19 protein-coding genes are annotated in these 22591 nt (G+C 53.5%); 6 read left to right on the top strand and 13 right to left on the bottom strand.

From position 1 onward, the window contains the following. Positions 1-44 precede the first annotated feature (44 nt). Positions 45-473: a VOC family protein gene (locus tag KTH_RS01600; protein WP_497616086.1), complete on the top strand. Its 429-nt coding sequence runs from the start codon at positions 45-47 to the stop codon at positions 471-473. A gap of 49 nt (positions 474-522) precedes the next feature. On the opposite strand, the gene KTH_RS01605 is transcribed toward KTH_RS01600, so the two are convergent. From KTH_RS01605 to KTH_RS01620, 4 genes are read right to left on the bottom strand one after another with little or no spacing between them, the layout of a single operon-like run. After that, positions 523-1326: an ABC transporter ATP-binding protein gene (locus tag KTH_RS01605; protein WP_497616087.1), complete on the bottom strand. Its 804-nt coding sequence runs from the start codon at positions 1324-1326 to the stop codon at positions 523-525. 14 nt (positions 1327-1340) lie between these two features. Next, complete coding sequence (locus tag KTH_RS01610) at positions 1341-2360, bottom strand: FecCD family ABC transporter permease (RefSeq protein WP_497616089.1); 1020 nt, start codon at positions 2358-2360, stop codon at positions 1341-1343. Further along, positions 2353-3378, bottom strand: coding sequence for a FecCD family ABC transporter permease (locus KTH_RS01615; RefSeq protein ID WP_497616090.1), 1026 nt, complete (start codon positions 3376-3378; stop codon positions 2353-2355). The genes KTH_RS01610 and KTH_RS01615 overlap by 8 nt, the downstream gene beginning before the upstream one ends. Then, positions 3378-4322, bottom strand: a complete 945-nt coding sequence (locus KTH_RS01620) for an ABC transporter substrate-binding protein (protein ID WP_170142407.1) — start codon at positions 4320-4322, stop codon at positions 3378-3380. The genes KTH_RS01615 and KTH_RS01620 overlap by 1 nt, the downstream gene beginning before the upstream one ends. 760 nt (positions 4323-5082) lie before the next feature. Between KTH_RS01620 and KTH_RS01625 the strand changes: the two genes are divergently transcribed. Both KTH_RS01625 and KTH_RS01630 read left to right on the top strand, forming a co-directional pair. Continuing rightward, positions 5083-6225: a GntR family transcriptional regulator gene (locus tag KTH_RS01625; RefSeq protein ID WP_170142408.1), complete on the top strand. Its 1143-nt coding sequence runs from the start codon at positions 5083-5085 to the stop codon at positions 6223-6225. 297 nt (positions 6226-6522) lie between these two features. Then, positions 6523-9507, top strand: a complete 2985-nt coding sequence (locus KTH_RS01630; RefSeq protein ID WP_111320011.1) for an alpha-mannosidase — start codon at positions 6523-6525, stop codon at positions 9505-9507. Here the strand turns inward: KTH_RS01630 and KTH_RS01635 are convergent. The 3 genes from KTH_RS01635 to KTH_RS01645 all read right to left on the bottom strand — a co-directional run bounded on the left by KTH_RS01635 (position 9479) and on the right by KTH_RS01645 (position 11784). Further along, positions 9479-10081, bottom strand: a complete 603-nt coding sequence (locus tag KTH_RS01635) for a hypothetical protein (RefSeq protein WP_111320013.1) — start codon at positions 10079-10081, stop codon at positions 9479-9481. The two genes, KTH_RS01630 and KTH_RS01635, sit on opposite strands and share 29 nt — an antisense overlap. Before the next feature lie 87 nt (positions 10082-10168). Then, positions 10169-11212, bottom strand: coding sequence for a hypothetical protein (locus tag KTH_RS01640; RefSeq protein ID WP_111320015.1), 1044 nt, complete (start codon positions 11210-11212; stop codon positions 10169-10171). A 92-nt stretch (positions 11213-11304) separates the two neighbouring features. Next, a complete protein-coding gene (locus KTH_RS01645; protein WP_111320017.1) occupies positions 11305-11784 on the bottom strand; it encodes an SRPBCC family protein in 480 nt (159 codons plus the stop codon). An 820-nt stretch (positions 11785-12604) separates the two neighbouring features. Here KTH_RS01645 and KTH_RS01650 point away from each other — a divergent pair. Next, complete coding sequence (locus KTH_RS01650; RefSeq protein WP_111320019.1) at positions 12605-12823, top strand: hypothetical protein; 219 nt, start codon at positions 12605-12607, stop codon at positions 12821-12823. Between the two features lie 41 nt (positions 12824-12864). On the opposite strand, the gene KTH_RS01655 is transcribed toward KTH_RS01650, so the two are convergent. From KTH_RS01655 to KTH_RS01670, 4 genes are all read right to left on the bottom strand, one after another. Further along, positions 12865-13920, bottom strand: a complete 1056-nt coding sequence (locus tag KTH_RS01655) for an NAD(P)-dependent alcohol dehydrogenase (RefSeq protein WP_211326052.1) — start codon at positions 13918-13920, stop codon at positions 12865-12867. A gap of 152 nt (positions 13921-14072) precedes the next feature. Beyond that, positions 14073-14666 (bottom strand): DUF4291 domain-containing protein, encoded by a 594-nt coding sequence (locus KTH_RS01660; RefSeq protein ID WP_111320021.1) that lies wholly within the window; start codon positions 14664-14666, stop codon positions 14073-14075. An 86-nt stretch (positions 14667-14752) separates the two neighbouring features. Next, on the bottom strand, positions 14753-16024 hold the full coding sequence (locus KTH_RS01665) for a glycosyltransferase (protein ID WP_111320023.1): 1272 nt from the start codon (positions 16022-16024) through the stop codon (positions 14753-14755). A gap of 381 nt (positions 16025-16405) precedes the next feature. Next, positions 16406-17341 carry a cation diffusion facilitator family transporter gene (locus KTH_RS01670; RefSeq protein ID WP_111320025.1) on the bottom strand — a complete coding sequence of 312 codons (936 nt, stop codon included), beginning with the start codon at positions 17339-17341 and terminating at the stop codon, positions 16406-16408. 396 nt (positions 17342-17737) lie between these two features. On the opposite strand from KTH_RS01670, the gene KTH_RS01675 reads away from it, so the two are divergent. Then, positions 17738-18352: a GNAT family N-acetyltransferase gene (locus tag KTH_RS01675; protein WP_497616096.1), complete on the top strand. Its 615-nt coding sequence runs from the start codon at positions 17738-17740 to the stop codon at positions 18350-18352. 357 nt (positions 18353-18709) lie between these two features. Next, the gene (locus tag KTH_RS01680) at positions 18710-19534 is read left to right on the top strand and encodes a MetQ/NlpA family ABC transporter substrate-binding protein (protein ID WP_497616098.1); all 825 of its coding nucleotides are present in this window, start codon (positions 18710-18712) and stop codon (positions 19532-19534) included. Between the two features lie 67 nt (positions 19535-19601). On the opposite strand, the gene KTH_RS01685 is transcribed toward KTH_RS01680, so the two are convergent. Further along, complete coding sequence (locus tag KTH_RS01685; protein ID WP_497616100.1) at positions 19602-21044, bottom strand: DUF4832 domain-containing protein; 1443 nt, start codon at positions 21042-21044, stop codon at positions 19602-19604. Between the two features lie 50 nt (positions 21045-21094). Then, positions 21095-22579: a class I adenylate-forming enzyme family protein gene (locus tag KTH_RS01690; protein ID WP_497616102.1), complete on the bottom strand. Its 1485-nt coding sequence runs from the start codon at positions 22577-22579 to the stop codon at positions 21095-21097. Positions 22580-22591: the final 12 nt, after the last annotated feature.

Below are 22591 nucleotides of genomic sequence, written 5' to 3' on the forward strand. Positions count from 1 at the left end.
CCCATAGAGAAAAACAACATACCCGAAAAGGAGTACATCATCTTATGACAAACTGGCAGGGCTTTCACCATGTCGCGCTCTACACACCCGATCTGGACGCAACCATAGCCTTTTATGGCGACATTCTTGGTATGCAGGTTGGCGAAATCAGTGTTCACCCGGCGAATCAGAGCCGCCACTGCTTTATCACCCCGGGCGGTCCCGGGCTCGGGCTGCACTTCTTTGAATTTCCCGGCATCTCACTGCCTTCGTTTGAGCACATTCCAACGCTACAAGACGCTACCCGCGTTGAAGGCTTTTTGAACCACATCGCTTTCGGGCTCCCTGATGAAGCTACCGGGCTTGCGCTACGCGAACGGCTTCTCAAGCTCGATCGTGAGGTGTCAGAGATCAGCCACATAGCCAATCTTCATAACTTCGTCTTTCTTGATAACAATGGCCTGCTGCTTGAAGCAATCTGGACTGCTGCATAAAAAAGGGAACCATCATCAATCGTGCCGATGGTGGTTCCCCTTCTTCTGGCTACTTGCTTCCAACAGGCTCCGAAACGGGCTTGCGCAATGGCTCAAACTTCAGACAGATAGGCACCTGCTCTTCTATGACCACATGGGCCTCGACCTGAAACGTTTCCCGCAACACCTCGGGCGTAATCACATCTACGGGAGAGCCACTGGCGATAATCGAGCCTTCTTTCATCGCAATAATCGCGTCGCAGAAGCGGGCCGCATGATTGATATCGTGCAACACCATCAGAATAGTGCGCTTTTCCTCACGGTTGAGCTTCTGAATCGTGTAGAGGACGTCCAGTTGATGCGCGATATCCAGGTAGGTCGTCGGCTCATCCAGCAAGAGGATATCCGTCTCCTGAGCCAGTGCCAGCGCCAGCCAGACCTTCTGACGCTGCCCACCCGACAGGCTCCCGATCTCCCGTTCGCGAAATGGCAGCACTCCGGCGGTCTCCATTGCCCACTCGATCACCTGACGATCACGTGTCGTTTGGCGCTGGAAACGCCCCCGATGCGGATGCCTACCATAGGCAACCAGCTCTTCAATCGTCAATTCTAATGGAGCCGAGGGAGACTGCGGCAGGATCGCCAGCCGTTTGGCAATCTCTTTCGACTGCATCGTCTGCAACGCCTTCCCATCCAGGTAGACCAGCCCCTGAGACTGCTTCAGAATGCGTCCCATCGTCTTCAACAGGGTCGATTTCCCGCAGCCATTAGGGCCAATAATGCCGGTAATGGAACCGGGTTCTACGTTGAGGTTGAGATGACTGAAGACTGTATATTTTTCGTACGCTACTTCCAGATCCTCGACCGCAAGCATGACTTTCTCTCTCCTTATTTATAGGTACGATAGAGCAGATAGAGAAAATAGGGAACACCAATCAACGAAATCAACATGCCAACCGGAATCTCTGTCGGTTGCAAGATAGTTCGTGCCAGAAAATCCGAGATCATCACTAATGCCGTGCCCACCAGCGCCGCAGCCGGCACCAGCCGTTGAAAGGACATGCCAACCAGCCGCCGTGCAATATGGGGAGCGACCAGGCCCACAAAACCAATGCCTCCCGAAGCTGCCACACACAGGCTTACCAGCGCGATGCTACCCAGTAAAAAGCCCATGCGCAGCCTGTCCGGCAGCACCCCCAGACTCTTGATGCTGTTCTCATCGAGATGGAAGATGTTCAACATATGCGCACTGATAAACAACACAGGTAAAATCAGCAGCAGACCACACAGCATCACAAGAATATAGTCGAAGTTCGCGTTCCAGATACTCCCGGCTGTCCAGGTCACTACCATCTCGAAGTCTTGCGTGTTCATCTTCAAGGTGAGATAGACAGAAATCGCGCTCAAGCCGCTGCCAACCGCGATCCCGGAGAGAATCAACCGCTCAACGGGAAGCGTCCCGTTTTTGTAGGAGAATAGATAGATCAGCACCGCCGCCAGAATGCCGCCAAGCAGGCCAAAAAATGGCATGGCGAACTGTTCAAACATGCCCAGATTCGACAGATTCCCCCGCAGAAAGAAGATGAAAAGCGCAATTGCTGTACTTGCCCCGGCATTGATACCGAGAATTCCAGGGTCTGCCAGATCGTTTCGCGTCACTCCCTGAATGATCGCTCCCGCCACTGCCAGCCCGGTTCCCACCAGCGCCGCCATAATAATGCGCGGGAGCCGAAATTCTGTCAGCACCAGCACCTTATCAGCGTTGTCATTCATTCCAAGCATCGTCTGGATCAGGTCCCATGGGCTGATATCATAGACGCCATTCGTCAGGCTGATGTAGATAGTCAGCAGGATGAGCAGCGCGAACCCGAGCATCACAAGCGGGAATGCATATCGTGCCTTAGACATGCCGCTTGCCTCCTCTCGTGTAGACCAGATACAGGAAGAACGGCACCCCGAACAGCGAGGTCAGCACACCAATCGGTGTCTCAAACGGGAAGTTTACCAGCCGGGCCAGGATATCGCAGAAGGCCAGGAAAACGCCCCCAAAGATCGCCGAACAGGGCACGATATGGCGGTAGTCGACGCCGATGAGATAGCGCACAATATGCGGAATAATCAGCCCGATAAAGCTTATTTTGCCCGCCAGCGCCACCGATAACCCGGTCAGCACGATCACGCTCAACATTGCCAACCCTTTCACCACAATCGTCTTCTGTCCCAGGCTGATCGATACCTCTTCCCCCAGAGCCAGAATCGTGACCGAGCCGGCCACCGAGAACGCCAGCACAACCCCGAGCACAAAGAAGGGAAGCGTGGGCCCCAGAAATTCCAGGCTGGTCTGATCCAGACGGGCATTAAACCAGAAACTGATATCCTGTGACGCCTGAAAGTAGGTAGCTATAATTGAGGAGAGACTACTGAAAAAGGTACCGATAATCAAACCAATGATACCCAGCCGAGCCGGTGAAAAACCATTGGGGATCAGGCTGGCCATACCAAACACAATCGCCGTTCCAAGCGCCGAACCAATCAGCGAGAACAGGATCAGCCCCCAACTGGAAAGCCCCGAGAAGAAAATATAGCCAATCGTCACCAGCAACGCCGAACCATCCAGCACCCCGGTGATTGAGGGAGAGGCCAGATAGTTTCTGGTCACTCCCTGCATCAATGCGCCCGAAAGCGCCAGACTGGCCCCGATAAGCAGAGCACCAAGCACACGCGGCAAACGCGACAACACGATCGTATGGCTGAGGTTTTCCTTGTCAAAGTGGAAGAGCGCCTCAAAGACCGTCTGAAGTGATATCTGCTGCACGCCAATCATCAACGAGGCAAGCATGACGGCAACGATCAGGATTGGCGAGAGCAGCAGAAGCCAGGTTAAGCGCCTCTGACGCTTTGATTGTACAGGTATCACCGAATCCATCACTTATTCACAATTTCCTTCTCAATCATGTCCAGCGCTGCCTTTTGCCCATACGCCGTATTCCCCTGAATCAGCGGATGCACCTTGTTCAGCAGCACCCTGTTATTCTTGACGGCCTTCACACCCTGCCAGATCGGGTTTTTCTGCAGGTCCTCAAGTGCCTGAGGCTTGTCCGCATTCTCGAACGGCGAAAAGCCCACAATCATGATATCGGGGTTGATCTGTGCCAGTCGCTCAAGCGGAAGTTTCTCCTGTGCCTTCACCCGCGCCATATCGGACGTCATCTTAAAGCCAAGCTCATTATAGAGAATATCGTTGATATAGAACGTCGGAGGAAAGACCGAAATACCTCCGGCCCGAATCTTCATGGTCAGCACCACCAGCTCCTTCTTGTCGGACCGCTGAAGCGCCGCTTTGGCGTCCGCAACCTGCGTATCATACGCGGCGAGGATCTGCTTGACCTGCGCCTGCTTGTTAAAAATATCGCCAAGGAGCGTGAAGTTCTCGCGCCATTTTGCCTGTTTCGAGAACTGAACAGTTGGTGCGATCTTTTGCAGCTTCTTGATCGTCTCGGGGGTCGTTCGCTCGTGCGCAACGATCAGATCAGGCTTCAGGCTAATCACGGTTTCGTAGTTCGTCTCGGTTCGGTTGCCGACGCTCTTCATATTCTTGAGATGATCGGCCAGATATTCCGCCGGCCCGTTCGGGTATGTTGGACCACCAACCGGCTCAATGCCAAGCAGCACCATATCTTCTAGCGTGGAATAGCCCACAGCGACGGTTCGATCAATTTTTGCAGGTATCTGAATCTCTTTTCCGAGATAGGTTACTGTCCGTTTTTGCTCCTCTTTGGGGGTAGGTTGCGCTGCTGTCGAGCCACCACATGCGGAGAACAGTACGCCCAGACAACAAATCAAGAGGAGCCACGTCTTTTTCTGTATCATTGACCCTTTCATCTCCCTACCGGAAACACATCCCGGTTACAGTGTGAAAATAGAACATCAGCTATAGCAGACAGGCGCTCGAAAAGATGACTGTTATAAAGTGACAGAGCTATGCCACAGAACTGCCTGCATGCACAATATCAGAGTAGCGAGGTAAGATATTAGCACGCCCTAATATCTTACTGATTTAGTAGGATATTAGCATGAGCCGTTTCAGAAAGTCAAGAGGAAAAGGAGCGAAAACGACGCCCTCCAGTGAGAAGACGACGGGCAAAAGAGAACAAACGCTTCACAGGCCGGAGAAGCAGCAACGTGCCAACATGGATCACCAGCCTATGCACTTTAGAGCAATCCCTCTGTGCTTCACAGTCCACAACTTCGCTCCAGAATCGAGCAGGTACATCATTTCTTGAACAGGAGACCGAGGGTAGCCGGAAGGAACACAGTCTGCCTTTCAGTGTACAGCGGCTCCACAAAAAGTGAAGAATTCAGCGTAAAGGAAGCAGCAGGGCGAAATTGTTCAGTATAGATGGTCAAAAGGGTAGTAATGCCGCTTGACATGGGACGCGAGCAATCTCTATCATCATCTGCCGAAAGCAGACATGCGGTTCATTGAACCTGTACAAATTTTGGCGTTACTGACCAATTTTGTATTGTACAATCCCCTCCCTTCATGGGCATGCTACTTGACTTTTTCAGAAGCGCCCGCTACTATTACAATGCAAAGAAGTTTCATTATTCATTACAGGGGTTGGGTATCGTGCGAGAAGCAGAAAACGACTCACAGGCAAAGACGCTCTCCTCGCGCTTGCTGCTCGAATTCCGTGAGCGCATTCTTTCAGGAGAGCTGGCAGAAGGCACACGCTTACCACCAGAGCTTGAAATTGCTCGCACACATGGTGTCAGCCGGGGAACCGTGCGTCAGGTACTCGGAACACTGGTCAACGAGGGACTCCTTGAACGCATTCGTGGGAGCGGAACTTTTGTACGTCATGCCGCGCCGCCCTCTACGATACAGGAATCAAAGAGCCAGCCATATCATCATCTGCATAAAAGCGTCGGGCTGATTCTCAGTCAGGCAAGTGATGAGCTGAATATGGGTATTCTGGTTGGCGTTGAACAAGCTATCAAGCCGCGTGGCTATCAGCTCAGCTTTGCATATGCCGAGGATAACCCGGCACACCTCGCGATGGAGATTGAGCGCCTCCAGACCACCACAGACGGCCTGGTCATCTTTCCCGTCGGCGGAGCGCACCACAACCGCCCAATCCTGCAACAGCTTCGCGAAAAAGGGGTGCCTTTTGTCCTGGTTGACCGCTATGTTTCCGGCGTGGACTGTGACTACGTGACCTCCGATAACCTCGGTGGAGGCTACCGGGCAACCGAGCATCTGCTGATCCTCGGCTATAGCCGTATCGCCTTTGTGACCGAGGAGGGACTTGATGTCGCCTCCGTACAGGAACGCTGGCTCGGATATCGCAAGGCCCTGCAAGAGTATCAACAGCCATTTGATGAGTCGCTGACCTATGTTCCACCACCTGAGAGACACCATTTCTATGATTCGCTGGTGACCGGTCCCAACCGTCCTGACGCTATTTTCGCCGTCAATGACAGCATCGCTCTGGAAATAATGCGTACGGCCCAACGCCACGGACTGCGCGTCCCTGAAGATGTGGCTGTGGTCGGTTTTGATAATCGCAGCTTTGCCGCTCTGCTCAGCACGCCCCTGACGACCGTCGCTCAACAATATGAAGAGATGGGAAACCGCGCCGGAACCCTGCTCATCAACCGCATTGAAGGGCTGGTGGCCGGAGCCCCGAAACACATCGAGCTGCCGGTGAACCTCGTTATTCGTCAGTCGTGCGGTGCTCGCCTGCGCGTCTCCCGGATCAAATCAACATAACACAACATCAGACTCCCCCCTTGTATAGAGCCCCCGTCCTGTTTCCGGGGGCTCTTATTTACCCGGTTATATAGTCCCTCAAGCCTTCAATTGTGCAGAATTTGTATTATAATTTGTATATACAATGCTGTCTGTAGAGATGGACAACCGATGCCCTCCCTTCGTGCGAGACGAAGGGAGCCAGCAGATACCCTGTACACTATTTCGGTAATACCCATCATCTCTTATCATACTCTCATTGAGAATTCGGTTTGAGAGAGCCATTAGCGCTCACTCTCTAGAAGGAATCGTGACACCTTGCCGTATCATCACAAAAGAACAAAAGAGTGGCTCAAGGGAACGCTCGCAGCAATTGAGCAGGCGATCTACCAACCACTGACCAATCTTGAGGTTGAGGCCTGGGTGACTCCCGAACCCGTCCCGTTTGCCGAGCGCCAGAGCGGAACCTATCAGAAAGTGCAGATCGGGCAGAGCTGGGGCAAGCTCTGGGATTGCGCCTGGTTCCACTTCACCGGGACTATTCCTGAAACTGCCGCCGGACAGGCCGTGTCGCTCCTGATCGACCTGAGCGGCGAAGCCTACATCGCAGATGCGGAGGGCTGCCCCGTGCTTGGCCTGACTACTGTCTCCTCTGATTTTGATTTTCGCCTGGGGCGACCCGGCAAGCGCGTGGTCCCGATCACAAAGCAGGCACAGGGCGGCGAAACCATTGATCTCTGGGCAGATGCTGGCTGTAACGATCTCTTTGGCAAATATCAGGATAGCGGCACGCTCAAAGAGGCCTCGATTGCACTCTTCAACGAAGAGATGCACCACCTCTACTATGATTTCGAGGTCCTTCATGAGCTGATGGAGCAGCTTCCACCCGAGAAAGCCCGCTATCAACGCATCCTGGCGGCATTGCAGAAAGCTGCCAATCTGCTGACCAACTACACCACCGAAGAGGCCAGAGAGGCCCGCGCAATCCTGGCTGTCGAACTGGCAAAGAAGGGCGGCGACCCCTCGCTGAAAATCAGCGCTATCGGACACGCCCATATCGACCTTGCATGGCTCTGGCCGATCCGTGAAACCATCCGCAAAGGTGCCCGCAGTTTCTCCACTGTGCTTGCGTTGATGGAGCGCTACCCCGACTACGTCTTCGGTGCCAGTCAGCCGCAGCTCTATCAATGGATGAAAGAGTATTACCCGGCGCTCTATGAGAAAATCAAGGCCAAAGTAGCTGAGGGCCGCTGGGAAACCCAGGGAGCCATGTGGATTGAGCCCGACACCAATATCTCTGGCGGCGAGGCTCTGGTCCGGCAGGTTATCTATGGCAAGCGCTTCTTCCGCGACGAATTCGGCACAAATCCGCGTATGCTCTGGCTTCCCGACGTCTTCGGCTACAATGCGGCTCTTCCTCAGATCCTGAAAAAGGCCGGAGTGGACTATTTCCTGACAATCAAGCTTTCCTGGAATGAGTTCAACGTCTTCCCGCACCATACCTTCTTCTGGCAGGGTATCGACGGCTCACGCGTGCTGGTTCACATGCCGCCCGAGGGCACCTACAATAGCTCGGCGGCTCCCCGCGCCCTGATCGCTGCCGAGCACACCTTCGCGGATAAAACGGTCTCTGATGAATGCGTTGTGCTGTACGGGATCGGCGATGGCGGCGGTGGCCCCGGCGTTGAGCACCTTGAACGCCTTGCACGCGAGAAAGACCTGAACGGCCTTGCCCCGGTCACACAGGAGCCGATAGAGGCCTTCTTTGATCGTATCGCGGCACAGAGCACAGACTATAAGACCTGGGTCGGCGAACTCTATCTGGAGAAGCACCAGGGAACCTATACAACACAGGCACGCAACAAGCGCTTTAACCGTAAGGTTGAGCTGGCACTGCGTGACCTGGAATTCCTTGCGGCTCTGGCGCACCACACAGCCGGGTATCGCTATCCCTCACAGGAGCTTGATACCATCTGGCAGGAAGTGCTGCTGTACCAGTTTCACGATATCCTGCCCGGCTCATCGATCACCCGTGTGTACGAGGAATCGCTGGCTCGCTATCAGCAGATCTGGGACAAGATTCAGCAATTGAAGCAGGAGGCACAGGCCGCGTTGCTCGCGCCGCAACAAGCACTAACGGTTGTCAATACGCTCTCCTGGGAGCGCAGCGAATGGCTGAACCACCAGGGAACATGGCGACAGGTCACCGTTCCGCCGTTGAGTATGCTGACGCTCGATCCCGCGCCCGCTGACGAGTTGCCAGCACTTACCGCCTCCACAGAGACGCTGGAAAACGAGCTCCTGCGGGTTCGCTTTGCGCCCGATGGCTCGATTGCCTCCATTTTCGATAAGGAGCATCAACGCGAGGTGCTCGCTCAGGGCGAAAACGCAAACCGGCTTGCCGTCTACCACGATCTGGGTGACGCCTGGGATATCTCAATTGCCTACGATGAACGCCCACCTCAATACTTCCAGCTTGAAGAGGCCACGGCACGCGTCGAGGGCCCGCAGGCCATTGTGGAACAGCGCTATCACTTCAACAAGTCCACGCTTCAGCAGCGCATCGTCCTGACCGCAGGCAGCCGCCGCCTTGACTTTATCACCGAGGTCGATTGGCACGAGCGCCTCAAGATGCTACGTACCAGCTTCCCTGTATCGGTCCGTGCGAATGAAGCAACCTGTGACATTCAGTTCGGAACCTTACAGCGCCCAACCCATCGCAACACCAGTATTGACATGGCTCGATTCGAGATCTGCGCTCATAAATGGGTAGATCTATCGCAATGGGATTATGGCGTTGCACTGCTCAATGATTGCAAATACGGGCATAAGGTCGCCGAAAATGTGCTTGATCTCAACCTGTTGCGTAGCCCTGGGTGGCCCGATTCCGTCGCCGATGAGGCACAACACCAGTTCACCTATGCCCTCTATCCGCACGCGGGCAACCACATTACCGGCAAAGTCATGCGGGCAGGCTATGAGCTGAATGTCCCGCTTCAGATAGTGGAAGGCTCCGTGTTAGCTTCAAGCAACGCAACACCATTTGTGCAGGTTGAAGCCGAGAATATCATTGTCGAGGCAGTGAAAAAGGCTGAGGCAAGCGATGATCTGGTAATCCGCCTGTACGAGGCCGCCGGCGCAACAACCAGTACGACCCTGACCTTCAGTGAGGAGATTGCCGCTATCTGGCAAACCAACCTCCTCGAAGAGCAGGAGCAGCCGCTAGAGCCGCAGGGGCATCAGGTAACCATCACCGCGAACCCGTTCGAGATTCTTACCCTTCGTGTTCGTCTGTCCCGCTAGCAACCGAGGGATGCTTGCTCGCTTCTGAGTGAGCGTCCCTTTTTGGTTGGGAACGGGCGATATCCAGCAAGCACTCGGCAAGGCGTTCAGGAGCCGACAGAAACGGTGAATGGCTGGTCGGCAACGAATAGACCTTTTGACATGGCAGGCTGGTATACATCTTTCTCTGCATGGATGGGCCAAGCGCCTTATCTTGCAAGCATTCGATATAATAGCGCGGAAGTGCCTCACTCTCCCGTACGGAAAGCCTGGAAGCCGCTTCTTCCACCCGGGGTCGCAGAGGCTCAGGCACAAGCAACGAGATCGCTCGGGCTACATCCTCTTCGCTACAATCGGCATAAAAGACAGTGCGAGCCGCTTCCTTCCTTACCCTGACCTGCTTCCGCTCCTCATCCACTTCCAGTGAGGCTCCGAGTATCGATTCTGTATCCTTTCGCATGAGCATCGGTGGCAGCACGCCCGGAGGCAGCAAAAACGCCGAGAGATACACAAGTCCCCGAACCTTCCAGGGGTGCCGTCGAGCCAGCCGAGCAAAGTGCTCAATGTAGGCTTGAACACGAGGTTCTTCCCGCACTGCTGTCCTGAATCGGTATCACATGGCTCAGGCTACCGGAGCAGGAGCCCCTGCTGTTCTCTTACCATCACAGCAGAGGCATTTCTGTCAGATGCGTGCTCGCTCTGTCAGCAGGATATAGATAGCGCTTGCCAGCTCATCGATGATTGTGACATGCGTTGAGAAATGACGCGGATCAAGCGCATTCACCGACATTTGTTGCATACCGATAGCGCGTAAACGGCGTAACAGCAGTTCTGCCGCCAGCATGACCTGTCGATGGGGGCCCTTGCTCTCTTGCTTCAAAAGATAGAACTGCTTCAATTGAGCGTTTAAGAACGTGGCCTGTTCCTGCAAGGGATGTCCCGGAGGCAGCATCACAAGCCCTTCCTGCCCATTTGCCAGAAAACGTAAGGCACGAATGGTGCTCTGAACAAACACCTCGATTTCCTCTGCCCGGCGCGCTTCAGCTTGCTTCATCTCGTGCTCCAGCATGCGCAGGTCTTCAGCCCGATCAGCGCGCCGAACCGCCTCATCCATGCCACGCACCCAGAGAAAGGCTACCACGGCTACCAGCACGTGCAGCGCCACCGGACGGCCAGCCAGCACCGCAAGCCCATACAGATCAATGGCCTGCTGCAAATCTGCTGCCTTTGGCTGCAAGATGAGATCCGCATAAATAAGGATAATATTGATCGCACCAATAATAAAAGCAGCCCAGCGCGGAAGCAGCGAGGCCCCCACCACGACCGCAACCACCATAAAATCATAGGCAGGCAGATAGACAAGGGTGATCTGCCCACCAGGAGCCATCAGCACAACACCTAGCGTTGCCAGACACATCAAGGCAACCAGCATCGAACCGGCAATCAACACCTGACCCATCCGATTACACACAGCAACCAGAAGCAGGAAGAGGAACGCGACAACAACCAGAATCGCAGAGGGCACATCACGGGCCATTGCAGGAATAAAGAGCAACAGCGCAACCAGCGATCCAAGCAGAATCCACGAGGTCAGGCGGCTTCTGCGTGTCAATTCACGGCGCGCAATTGTATCCTGTGGCTTGTCCCAACCTGAACTTGTTAAACGCAACCACCAGTTCGTACGTCCCGGTACTTGCGAAGGGATTTTCTGTTCAGAAGTCTTCATAGCGGCATCCTTACCTTTTCCAGTTAGTATTTCTTCGCGAGCGAATGTTCGTGCTGGATATGTCGCCGTTATCTTCTTCTTGTAACCGACAGCTACTCAGCGCTCTTCTGTTCGGTACCGTTCCCGGTCTCAAGAACCCTTTTCATATTTGCCAGCATCTGCCAGTGAGCCTGTTTCCCTTGATCTCTCACCACCTGAAGCAGCAGCCTGGGCGCATCAATATCGACCTGTTCTGTAACCCGGGTACCTGATGGATGGGGAAGAAAGCGTGTGGTGTTAAAAAGATAGATACGTGGGGACTGAAACGTTTCAAAAACAAGATCTCCCTCTGCATTTTCCAGCATCTGCACACGATAGGTAAAGGTCAGCAGCAAAGGACCAAGCCGCATCCTATCGCGTACCCGATAGTGCTGAACCGGTACCTGATCCTCCGTGCAGGTCGTTTTCACATATTGAACGTTCAGGATCAGAGGATGAATAAGAGGCAAGTTTTCCATCCGGGCAAAAAAGGAACGCACCTTCTGCGGTGGGGCAGCTATGAGTATATCCTGAGAAAACGCAGTCTGTGCCATACCTGCATACGTCCTTTCAACAAAAAGATAGGCGCTGGAGCAAAATCCCTGTGCAGGGCCTTACTGTATCAGAGACACCAATAGCCAGAAATGAGTATCTCCCGCCCTGAGTATATATTGCCAATTCGACATGTACTCTGTTCTGTGATCCAATGAACAAATGCACACCCACCACATGCCAGCTCCCTGTTACATAACTCAACACATAACAGATATAGAATCGACATATAACAGATATATAACTATACTCGCATCTTCTCTTTGTTGTCAATAATTCTGCCCCTTTCCTGACCATTTCATCTCATAAAAAGCTCCTATTGACAAAAGTGCCAGATAAAAGAAAAAAGCCATCCGACTGCCTGGACGGATGGCTTCGATACACAACCTGACTTGTTGTGTTTTAGCAAATAGTACTCGTTGCTTTGTGGAACGCACTCAGTATAACAGAGATCTCGGGAAAAGCTATTAAAATTTCATTAAGATTTTTATCTGGTACCGTCGTGTCCACACATTTGCCGCCGAACGAACGGCCCTTGACAACCACTGCTATAATGCTTCAGCGAGTATTTCTAGTGCAGTATCAATGGAGCATGGAACGGAGGTTGTGGAGGCGCCCCACCTTTATGAAGCCTGACAGCGTCTCGCTTTATAAAACCAGAAGGAGCCCACACCTCTGCTTCATCTCCCCTCCAAAGCAGCGACACGGGCCAAACCCTCTCTCCTCACCATCTGGTCCCCCCTATAGCTTTTTCCGCCTCAAAAGAGTACACTAAAGGGCAGGAGCATCAATATCATGTTTGTCATCTAGAGGAGTTCTATCATGGTCAGTTTTGAGCACGATATCAAGCCATTGTTCCGTGAAGATGATAGAGATGCCATGGATTTCGTCTTTGACCTCTGGAATTATGACGATGTACGCGCAAACGCAGACAATATTCTTGAGCGCATCAAAGATGGATCTATGCCCTGTGACGAGGAGTGGCCTCAGGAGCGCATCGAGCTCCTGGAACGCTGGATACAGGAAGGCATGCCCGCATAAAAGGGAACGGACAGGGAAGCAAGGCTTCCCTGTCTGGCTGCTTACTCGTTCGGGGTGACCACAGCGCGACCACGCAACATCCCCTGATCGAGAGCTTTATAGGCTTCTTCAATCCGGCTAAAAGGATAGATATCAATCTCACTACGAATCAGGCCCGCCTCGGCGAGCGCGATCACCTCATGCGCATCCGCGATTGACGAGCCCTGGAAACAGAAGATTTCCGCCCCCTTCGGCAGGGCGTTAAACCATGGCTGCTGGAGGGTGCCACCACCCGCGCCAACCAGCGCAAACGCGCCAAGCTTTCGCACTATCGCTATTCCGGCTGCAATGGTCGCGTCAATGCCCACGAAATCAAGCACCACATCAACACCACGCCCGTTCGTGAGTTCCTGAAGCTCTTTCACGGTCGTTTCGGTGACACCGGTCAGCACATCATGCGCGCCAAGCTCACGAGCAAAATCCAGCCGGCCTTGATTGGTATCTATGGCAATCACACGAGCCGGGCTGAGCACCCGCAACAACTGAATTGCGAAGCTTCCCAGGCCTCCCGCACCAATCACCACGGCGGTCGAGCCAGGAATCAGCTTCGGCAGCACGCGCTTCACAGCATGATAGGAGGTTGCACCCGCGTCGGTCAGGGGTGCCGCAACTTTTGGATCGAGTGTCTTCAATTTAATCAGGTCGCGAGGAGCGCGTGCGATCACATATTGCGCCAGGCCACCATCACGCCCATACCCACGGCCATACGCGCTTTGCACACAGGCCTCATCCTGTCCGCGCAGGCAGTACTCACAGGTACCACAGGAATGCGGCGAGATCAGCGCAACCGGATCACCAATAAAGAACCCCTCGACGCCCTCTCCTATTTCTTCAATCCAGCCACCGACCTCGTGGCCGAGCGTGAAGGGCACGCGCCAACCAATCATTTCACCATACACTTGCGGAATCTGCATCATGCCGATATCAGAGTGACACAGACCGTTTCCGGCAACCTTCACCAGCACCTCACCCGGGCCCGGCCTCGGCACATCAATTTCGACCACCTGTGGGGGCTGCTGCCAATCAAGCATGCGATATGCAAGCATCTTGCCATCCATGTATCTCTCAACTACCTCCTTTAGTATTGTGTTTATTTCTCTCATTGTAGAACACCGATCGGAAATTTTCTACTTTTTCACAACAGACGCATTCTAAAAGAAGGAGTAAAGATCGTATGATTCCTTTTTCGCTTGAAATAAAGGGCCGGGAGTCAGCGAGCCATCCCCAGACGACGGGCAAGAGAGGCACTCACGGGGTAGACACGTTCTCGGGGGAGCAGATCTTTCGCCTTGCGCATCTGTCCCTGCTGCAACAGGGCGTAGATCTTCCGCACACGAGGAGTATAATCATCTATAGCAAGCGTCCAATTCTGGACATAGCGCTCGATAATGTGGCGGCTCAGCCCAACCTGAATACTCTTGCAGGCGAGGCTTTTCCCCTGTATCGTCCGCTCGGGGTCCCACTGGACATATACTGAAGCATGCTGGAATTGCTGTTCCCAGTCATCATACCTGTGATAGACACGCGGCTCATACGTCGTCAACACAGCCTGCGAAAGCGCTTCCTCCCACCCCTGCCGCGTGATACGAACCGCGAGGATCATTTCCTGCCCCGACTTCAGCCCCCAGTTGCTTCGTTCCATCAGCCAGAGAAACGAGGGCTTGATCCAGGTCATTCTGTGCAACGAAAATGGAGGCACAAAACGGTGATGCGCTAAGGCTGGAAGCGCAATCACCTTACTGTATGCCTGATACACTACAATCGAACGTGCATCATAGTCAGCACGAATCTCATATTCCTGCATGTTCACCGGAAGAAGAAATAACAGGCTGCCTTCTTTCTACAACGTATTGTCCCGGTTTTCACAGCCTGTAATGCACAGAAAAACCTTTACTTCTCCTGCTCTTGCATCTTTCGTTCTAAAGCCGACTTCCCTCGAAAGAGCGAAAGCCAGAACTCCTGACGCGCCAGCCGCATCTGCTGCCGATCTGCCTTCGCCTCCTGAAACTCGATCGAGAGACGACGATAGAGATTTTCCCAGGTCTCAAGCACACGCTCGCGGTCATGCACCTGCACTTTTTGCAGGCTCCGCTGACCCATCTCCACACACAGGGATGGATTCGACAGCAGGGTATCCATATGCTGCGCCAGCTCGGTGCTGTTGCCCGGCGCAAACAGAAAGCCATTTGTCCCATGATCGACCAGTTCCGCCAGCGCATACGAATTCGCAGCAATCACAGGCAGACCGCAGGCCATTGCCTCCAACGTCGAGATACTCTGCAAATCGGCTTCGGAAGGGATCACAAACAGATCTGCGGAACGACGTAAGGGTAATAGATCCTCATCGCTCACGAAGCCGAGGAAGCTCACCTTATCTCCAAGATTCAAGCGGGCAGCCTGCTCACGCAGCTCGGCCTCCGCCGGACCGGTGCCCACAATGGCAACGTGCGCGTTCGTCTTCAGCTTCGCGATCGCGTCAACCAGCACATCGACCTTCTTTTCGTGGAAGAGGCGGTTGACATGCAGCGCTATCGGTCGATCAGCAGGTAGACCCAGACGCTGCAAAAGCTGAGGGTCGCGCTGTCCGGGACCAAACTTCTGCATATCGATCCCATTAGAAATAGGGGTAGCAGGAATGCGTAAACCATGATCGTACAGAAGATTGAGCGCGGTACGCGTAGGGGCTGTGACATAATCACAGAAGTTATAAAAAAAGACCAGATAGGAGTAGACAATCTTACTGAATGGCTTCCCAAAAAGGGGATGCGTCGCCAGTGAACGGCTCATATTAATGGGGAGAAAGTGGTTCGTTGCTATCACCGGCAAACCAAGTGGATGAGCAAGCAACTGCGCGATATTCCCCAGAACGACCGGCGAATGCACATGCACCACATCAGGATTCATCTCCTTGATGATCTTATAGAAGCGCCGAAAGGGCGTAAAGACAATGCGCTGATCTTTATAGGTCGGCCATTCAAAAGAGGCAAAGCGATAGACGTGCACCCCATCTTCTACCCGATATGCATCACGCACACAATAGCCAGGAGCAATCACGCAGACATGATGACCACGCCTGACAAGATCAACAGCCAGTTTATGGGTTGTCGCGGGCACACCTCCTACCATTGGTGGGTATTGGTCGGTTACAAGCAAAATACGCATTCTCAAATCCTCACTTCTACGAAGTCGATAAGCCACCAGCCAGCAGCAATAACGCCGTGCGTCTCCTCTCAGAAGCACAGGGAACCATCGAGACCTCTACAAGATGACCTCCTTGTAGTAGAGCATAAGGGAAAAGAGGCAAGAAATGGCTTTTCCGCAGCCAATGTAACAGGCGTCATAGAAGCAATATGGGAGGCTCTTTCTTTTTGTTTCTTACAACCATAACAACAGGGGGGCATCAATGCTCCTCAGCTCTTGTCTGAATCTGGCCGAACACGTTGGCATATCAGAAAGTATACCATATGAGATCTACGTGTACGCACAGAGATCAGCGAGCTTTTTCTTTGCTCCGTAGAAAAAGAGGATCAGCACACCAGCATTTTAGGAGTCGCTTTTCTGCTGCGAGACTGGCTCAGGCAAGCGATCAAGCTCCTGATCGGCCCAGGAAACAGGGTCATCATAGGGCTCCAGATGCGTGAAGATGGTGCTTTCAGGCAGCGCCTCTCGCAGCTCGTGCTCGATCTCTTCGCAGGCAGTATGACCCTCGGCAACCGTCCAGCTTCCCGGAACCAGCACATGAAACGAGACAAAGCGCCGCGCTCCTGAGCGCCGTGTGCGCAACGCGTGGAAAGCCAGTCCCTGTTTCTGATAGCGTTCTAGAATCTCCTGGATCTGGCGTTGATCCTCCGCTGGAAGCGCCGTATCCAGCAGGCCAAGCGCCGTCTCGCGCAAGAGTCCGATACTCGCCAGCACAATATTGATCGCCACCACAATCGCTATCAATGGGTCCAGTATCAGCCAGCCAGTCAACGGAACCAGGATCACACCTACCAGCACGCCCACAGTTGTCAGCACGTCGGTGAAGAGGTGGCGCGCATCAGCCTGCAACGCGATTGAACGCATGCGCTTCCCGGCTCGCCACATCACCCAGGCCAGACCACCATTCACCAGCGCCCCGATGACCGAAAACAGCAGGCCAAAACCCACATTCTCTAATGGCTGCGGATGCATCAGGCGCGGGATTGCCTCTATAATGATCATCAGAGCAGCGACCAGAATCAATGCGCCCTCAACACCGCTGGAAAAGTATTCCGCTTTGGTATGACCATAGGCATGATCTTTGTCAGCGGGCCGGGCCGCCAACGCAAGGGCCCACAATGCCACCAGCGCCGCAATCAAGTTGACGACCGATTCCGCCGCATCGGAAAAGAGGCCGACCGAGCCCGTCACCAGGAACCCGGTAAATTTGACGCCCATCGTCACCAGCGCCGCCAGCACTGATAAAAGGATATATGTTTGCTTGGTGGAATGCTTCATCTCTACTCCCCGGCAAAACCCGGAATCGTGCTCTCACGTTTTCGGTTCTTCGGGCATTACTATAGCATTTCTCGATTTTCTTTGTCAACAATCATTACACCATAAAAACATAACAACACTCAAAGAAAATCAATTTTTAATATGGACAAAATTTTGTTTTTATCTCAGGCTCGAAGCCAGCTTTTTACGTCCCAAAAAAACAAGACAGCACACGGTTTCTTTCCTGCTCATTCTCCTCTTGCTTGACAGGACAAAGAAATGCTGATTATACTCTTAAAAAAGATACTGCTTTCTTCATTCCTGTTTTTCACCGTATCAGATATACCAATACTCCTTCTTACACTCTAGCAAAGCACTTGCCGCATGTATTCAGACCCACCAGAGAGGATACTATTCATGAACGAGGGAACAATTGAACAACTCTCACGACTCGATACCAGCCACAAACAGCAGGTAGTACAGCTCTTCGTCGATGGCTTCTATCAACATCTCAGCGCACTTACCCCCGACAGAAGAATCCTGTGCAATGCCTTCCGGGATGCCTTTGTCAGCGAGCAGGTCTATGTCTACCTGCTTGAAAACCGGGTTCTGGGCATGCTCGCCTACTCAACACAGCACAGCTCGGCGCTGCAACTCAACAGGCGCACGCTTCAGCAGGAGCTTGGTTTCTTCAAGGGGCTGATGGTCTCCTTCACGCTCGGACAGAAGCCGATTCCAATCGAAGCGCATCAGGCGTATATCGAAGATGTGGTCACACATCAGGAAGCAAGGGGCAAGGGCATCGCCTCTCAGCTCATTCAACACCTGATCCACACACTCCCGTATACAGAATATACGCTTGAGGTGGTAGATACGAATACGAAAGCAGTCAGGCTGTATGAAAAGCTTGGCTTTGTGCTCTTCAAAAAGAAGAAGCAACTTCTCTTTCAAAAGCAAGTGGGCTTCAACGAGAGGTTCTATATGAAGAAAACGGTGCAACGCCCTGTGCGAGAAGAAGAGCATCCACACTGAAACGAGTCAATGACCACCCCCTGAAGGGAGAGGCTTATGTCTGAACTCCACCGCACCTCAGCGTATCGGTGCAGGCGCTCTGCTTTGGCTTCTTTGTCCGATACATCAGGGACAACCCCTCTCATAGCGCGACTACAGCCGCTTGTTTCCCTCTCTCTTCGATAATGTTGACAAAGTTGATAAAGATTGTTAAGATTAGCCCAGAAGCAAGCGGCCATAATCCCTTTTTCGGATACCCGGCAGAAGGCGGCTCATCTGAGCTAGCCTTCTTATTGTATCATAATTTTCAAGTATAGCTGGATAACGGCGCGCCTATTTTTCTGTAGCTTCAATTCATGCTTTACAAGAGAGGCATTTATGCGCATCGTGAAATTATCTTTCCTGTCATATTGGGCTCTTCCGCTGCTGACCCTCTCGCTTCTTCTGGCGGCCTGTGGTGGAAGTAGCGCTCAGAGCAATGGACCTCTCAAGGTCGGAGCTTCGGTCACACCACATGCCGAAATTCTCAAGTATATTAAGGATAACCTTGCAGCAAAAGAGGGGCTGGATCTTCAAATAGTCGAGTTCTCGGACTACGTGCAGCCAAATCTGGCGCTCAAAGATGGCCAGCTTGACGCGAACTTCTTCCAGCACGTCCCCTACATGGAGGACTTCGGCAAGAAGCGCGGCATTGAGATGACTGCTGTGACGAAGGTCTTTATTTCGCCTCTGGGCATCTACTCAAAAAAGATCAAGTCGCTGAACGAGGTCGGTAATGGGGCTGTGGTCGCGATTCCAAACGATGTGACAAACGGCGGTCGCGCCCTTCACCTGCTTGCTGATAACGGCTTCATTACGCTGAAAGACCCGCAGAAGCTCGATGTCACCGTACGCGATATCGCCACCAACCCGAAAAACATTCAGATCAAAGAGCTGGAAGCCGCACAGCTCCCGCGCTCACTGGATGATACAACATTCTCTATCATCAATATGAACTTCGCGCTCTCCAGCGGCATGAAACCGAACAAGGATGCGCTGGTGCTGGAAAAAGCCGCGAACAACCCGTATGCGAACGTACTGACGGTGCTCAAGGGGCATGAGAACGATCCACGCGTTCAGAAGCTTGCCAAACTCCTGACCACACCAGAGGTCAAGAAGTTTATCGAGGAGAAGTATCAGGGGGCGGTTCTTCCGGTCTTCTAAGCAAACAATCTCCATTCTGTGCACCCGGGCCAGCAAAGCCTTTTTGCTGACCCGGCTTTTTTTGCTTTCAGGCTTGAATATGCACATTGGCATGGAGTGAATTATAACCAGTCGCAGGCTCCCAGGTATCTGAATTGGCGAGCTGAATCGAGTAGGCAGGGAGATCGTGCAGCGTCGAGCGCGGATCTGGCAGATTCAACAATACCGCATAATCGCCGGCCTCCATCTGCCCGGGAAGCTGCACCTTGATCTGAAGCTGCTGTTGCTCGCCCGGAAACCAGCGCCGAGGGTCCTCCTGCAACGGAAAGGTATACTTGACACCGGTTCCCGTATGGCGCAGGATCAATTCTACCTTGCGCGGATTATACGGGCTGGCCCAACCGTCATTCTTCAAGCTGACATGCAGCGTCAGGGTTTTGCCCTTGCCCGCTTGCTTGGGGATCTCTGCCTGCGTCAGCGTGAAGCGATACCCGAGCCGCCGCTGAATCTCAGAGAAGCACCCCTGTTCTTGCCAGCGTTTCAGCACACCGGGCTCATAGCCGCCATTGAGGGCGCTCCAATGCTGGTAGGCAAACTCTTTCAGCGCGTTATCGCAGGCGATATAGGGTGTAGCCTCTTCTCCCGCATTACAGGTCTCTCCTGACTGAGGAACATAGAGATTCTCGTTGTGCAGGTATTCTTTCTGCTTTCTCAGGCTATCGTCGTCATCAGGCCAGTAGGTGCCGAAATCATCCTTTGAGGCAAGAAAGCAATCGTTGTGTGTCCCCACACGTGCCCGAGGTTGACCACTAAACGCCTGCTCGCCGGTCAGCGGTTGGTTACCGAACACATCCTGTTTATGGCGGAAGCTTCGCAAGAGCACCATACGATCCTCAGGTAGCACCTCAAGCCACTTCATCAGCACAGCCTTCGAGCTTTCATTCACGTTGCCAATCGAGTCGAACAGGCCATTGGTGCTGTTATGCCACTCACCCCACACACCAATAAAGCCAGCCTCCACAAAGGCAAGCACGTCGCTGTTTTGCTGAAGAGTATCCTTCAACTGGTCAAGGTGCTCCAGAATGCGTTCTTTCGGCGCGTCAGGATCAACTTTCCCTTCGTTCCAGTGTTCGCCATTATTATACTGAAAACGCAATATGGCCTTGAACCCGGCGTGCCGCACCGTCTCTAAATCATGCTGGACACCCTGCAAAAAGGATTCCGAGAGGGGCTGCTTGATAAAATCGGAGAGCACATAGTTGAGCTGAACAAGCGTTATTGCTTCCTTCGCCTGTACTTCCTTCAATTCCTCTTCATCAATGCCTACATCTGCATGACCAGGATAATACCCGTACAGAACATGATACAGGCCTCGTTCGGGATTCGGAATGATGGCATCACTCGCCTGATACTGCACAATCATGGTGGGAGCAAGCAACCACTGAAGCAGATTCACCGCCACAATAGCTACAGCGAGAAGCACGAGCAGCCCCGACAGCAACCACCAGAGATGCTTGCGACCTTTCATCATTCCTGTTCACCCATTATCACAATACCTATCAAAGCACACCTCAAGCTGCTTTAGCGCTCCTTCCATTGCGCCGCAAGCAGATGTTTTTGCACTTTTCCCAGGGCATTACGGGGCAACTCGGCAACACACACTACCTGACGCGGCTTCTTATAACTGGCAAGCTGTTCACGGCAGAAGGCAATAATGGCGGCTTCATCGATCGTTGCGCCTGGCTTCGGTACCACAGCGGCTACTACCTGCTCACCCATATCGGGATCAGGGACGCCAAAAACGGCCACTTCTGCAATTGCCGGGTGCGTCGCCAGCACCTCTTCTACCTCACGGGGATAAATATTATAGCCACCGCTGATAATCAGCTCACGAGCGCGCCCGGTAATCGTATAGTAGCCATCGGCACTGCACCAGCCCAGATCACCTGTCTTAAACCAGCCATCCGCGCTCAACACCTCTGCGGTCGCCTCGGGAAGGTTCCAGTACCCGACAAACACATGTGGCCCGCGCACCTCAATCTCACCGATCTCTCCGGGAGGTAGCACGGCACGGGTTTTCATATCAACAATGCGAGCCTCCTGGCCGGGAAAGGGCTTCCCGACGGTTCCAGCACGTCGTTCGCCATCGTAGGGGTTCGTCAGGTTCATAATCGTTTCGGTCATGCCGTAGCGCTCAAGGATACGCTGCCCAAAAAGCTGCTCGAACTCGGTGAAAAGCTGCGCGCTCAACGGGGCCGAGCCAGACACATACAACCGCAACGGGTGCGGCACGCGTCCGCGCTGTCTTGCCTCCGCAAGCAGGCGACTATACATGGTCGGCACCCCGAAGAACATCGTGATGCTCTCATCCTGTTCCAGCCTGTCGAGGATCTCGGCGGCCCGAAACGAGCGATAGAGCACCGCGCTGGCACCGGTATACAGCGTTCCATGAATGCCAACCATCAGACCATGCGCATGAAATAACGGCAGTGCCAGCAACAGGCAATCGCGCTCTGACCACTGCCAGGCCGTTGTTACCGCCTGTACGTTCGCCAGCAGGTTGCGCTGACAGAGAAGCGCCCCTTTCGCACGCCCGGTCGTTCCCGAGGTATAGCCAATCACAGCAGGCGCCTCAGCGGTCGGCAGCGTCAGCGATGCAGTTCCATGTGGCAGCGCATCGGTATCAATGCGAATCACCTGACTGAGCGTCGGGACAGAGAGGCTCCGAAGCGCTTCCTCTCCCGTCTCGTTCGTCACGCAGAAGCGGACCCCGGCATCATTCAGAATGTGACTCAGCTCGCGCTGGCGATACTGGGTGTTCACCAGCACAACGATTCCGCCCGCAAGGTGCGTTCCAAGATATGCCACCACGAATTCAGGACAGGTTTCAAGGAACAGGGCAACCCTATCCCCCGGCTCTAAGCCCAGAGCGCTCAAACCTCGCGCAAAATGAGCGCTCTCCTGAAAGAGCTGCGCATACGTGATGACACGGTCATGAAAGAAAAGGGCCGGGCGTTCCGGCTGCTGTTGCGCATGATGTGCTACCACCTCGACAAGTGATTGCATCCTCCGCTCCTC

The organism is Thermosporothrix sp. COM3 (assembly GCF_059696735.1).

Bases quoted from the DNA above. Each gene is read 5' to 3' on its own strand.
- KTH_RS01600 (WP_497616086.1), top strand. From the start codon at position 45: ATGACAAACTGGCAGGGCTTTCACCATGTCGCGCTCTACACACCCGAT.
- KTH_RS01605 (WP_497616087.1), bottom strand. From the start codon at position 1,326: ATGCTTGCGGTCGAGGATCTGGAAGTAGCGTACGAAAAATATACAGTC.
- KTH_RS01610 (WP_497616089.1), bottom strand. From the start codon at position 2,360: ATGTCTAAGGCACGATATGCATTCCCGCTTGTGATGCTCGGGTTCGCG.
- KTH_RS01615 (WP_497616090.1), bottom strand. From the start codon at position 3,378: ATGGATTCGGTGATACCTGTACAATCAAAGCGTCAGAGGCGCTTAACC.
- KTH_RS01620 (WP_170142407.1), bottom strand. From the start codon at position 4,322: ATGATACAGAAAAAGACGTGGCTCCTCTTGATTTGTTGTCTGGGCGTA.
- KTH_RS01640 (WP_111320015.1), bottom strand. From the start codon at position 11,212: ATGAAGACTTCTGAACAGAAAATCCCTTCGCAAGTACCGGGACGTACG.
- KTH_RS01645 (WP_111320017.1), bottom strand. From the start codon at position 11,784: ATGGCACAGACTGCGTTTTCTCAGGATATACTCATAGCTGCCCCACCG.
- KTH_RS01650 (WP_111320019.1), top strand. From the start codon at position 12,605: ATGGTCAGTTTTGAGCACGATATCAAGCCATTGTTCCGTGAAGATGAT.
- KTH_RS01655 (WP_211326052.1), bottom strand. From the start codon at position 13,920: ATGGATGGCAAGATGCTTGCATATCGCATGCTTGATTGGCAGCAGCCC.
- KTH_RS01660 (WP_111320021.1), bottom strand. From the start codon at position 14,666: ATGCAGGAATATGAGATTCGTGCTGACTATGATGCACGTTCGATTGTA.
- KTH_RS01665 (WP_111320023.1), bottom strand. From the start codon at position 16,024: ATGCGTATTTTGCTTGTAACCGACCAATACCCACCAATGGTAGGAGGT.
- KTH_RS01670 (WP_111320025.1), bottom strand. From the start codon at position 17,341: ATGAAGCATTCCACCAAGCAAACATATATCCTTTTATCAGTGCTGGCG.
- KTH_RS01675 (WP_497616096.1), top strand. From the start codon at position 17,738: ATGAACGAGGGAACAATTGAACAACTCTCACGACTCGATACCAGCCAC.
- KTH_RS01680 (WP_497616098.1), top strand. From the start codon at position 18,710: ATGCGCATCGTGAAATTATCTTTCCTGTCATATTGGGCTCTTCCGCTG.
- KTH_RS01685 (WP_497616100.1), bottom strand. From the start codon at position 21,044: ATGATGAAAGGTCGCAAGCATCTCTGGTGGTTGCTGTCGGGGCTGCTC.
- KTH_RS01690 (WP_497616102.1), bottom strand. From the start codon at position 22,579: ATGCAATCACTTGTCGAGGTGGTAGCACATCATGCGCAACAGCAGCCG.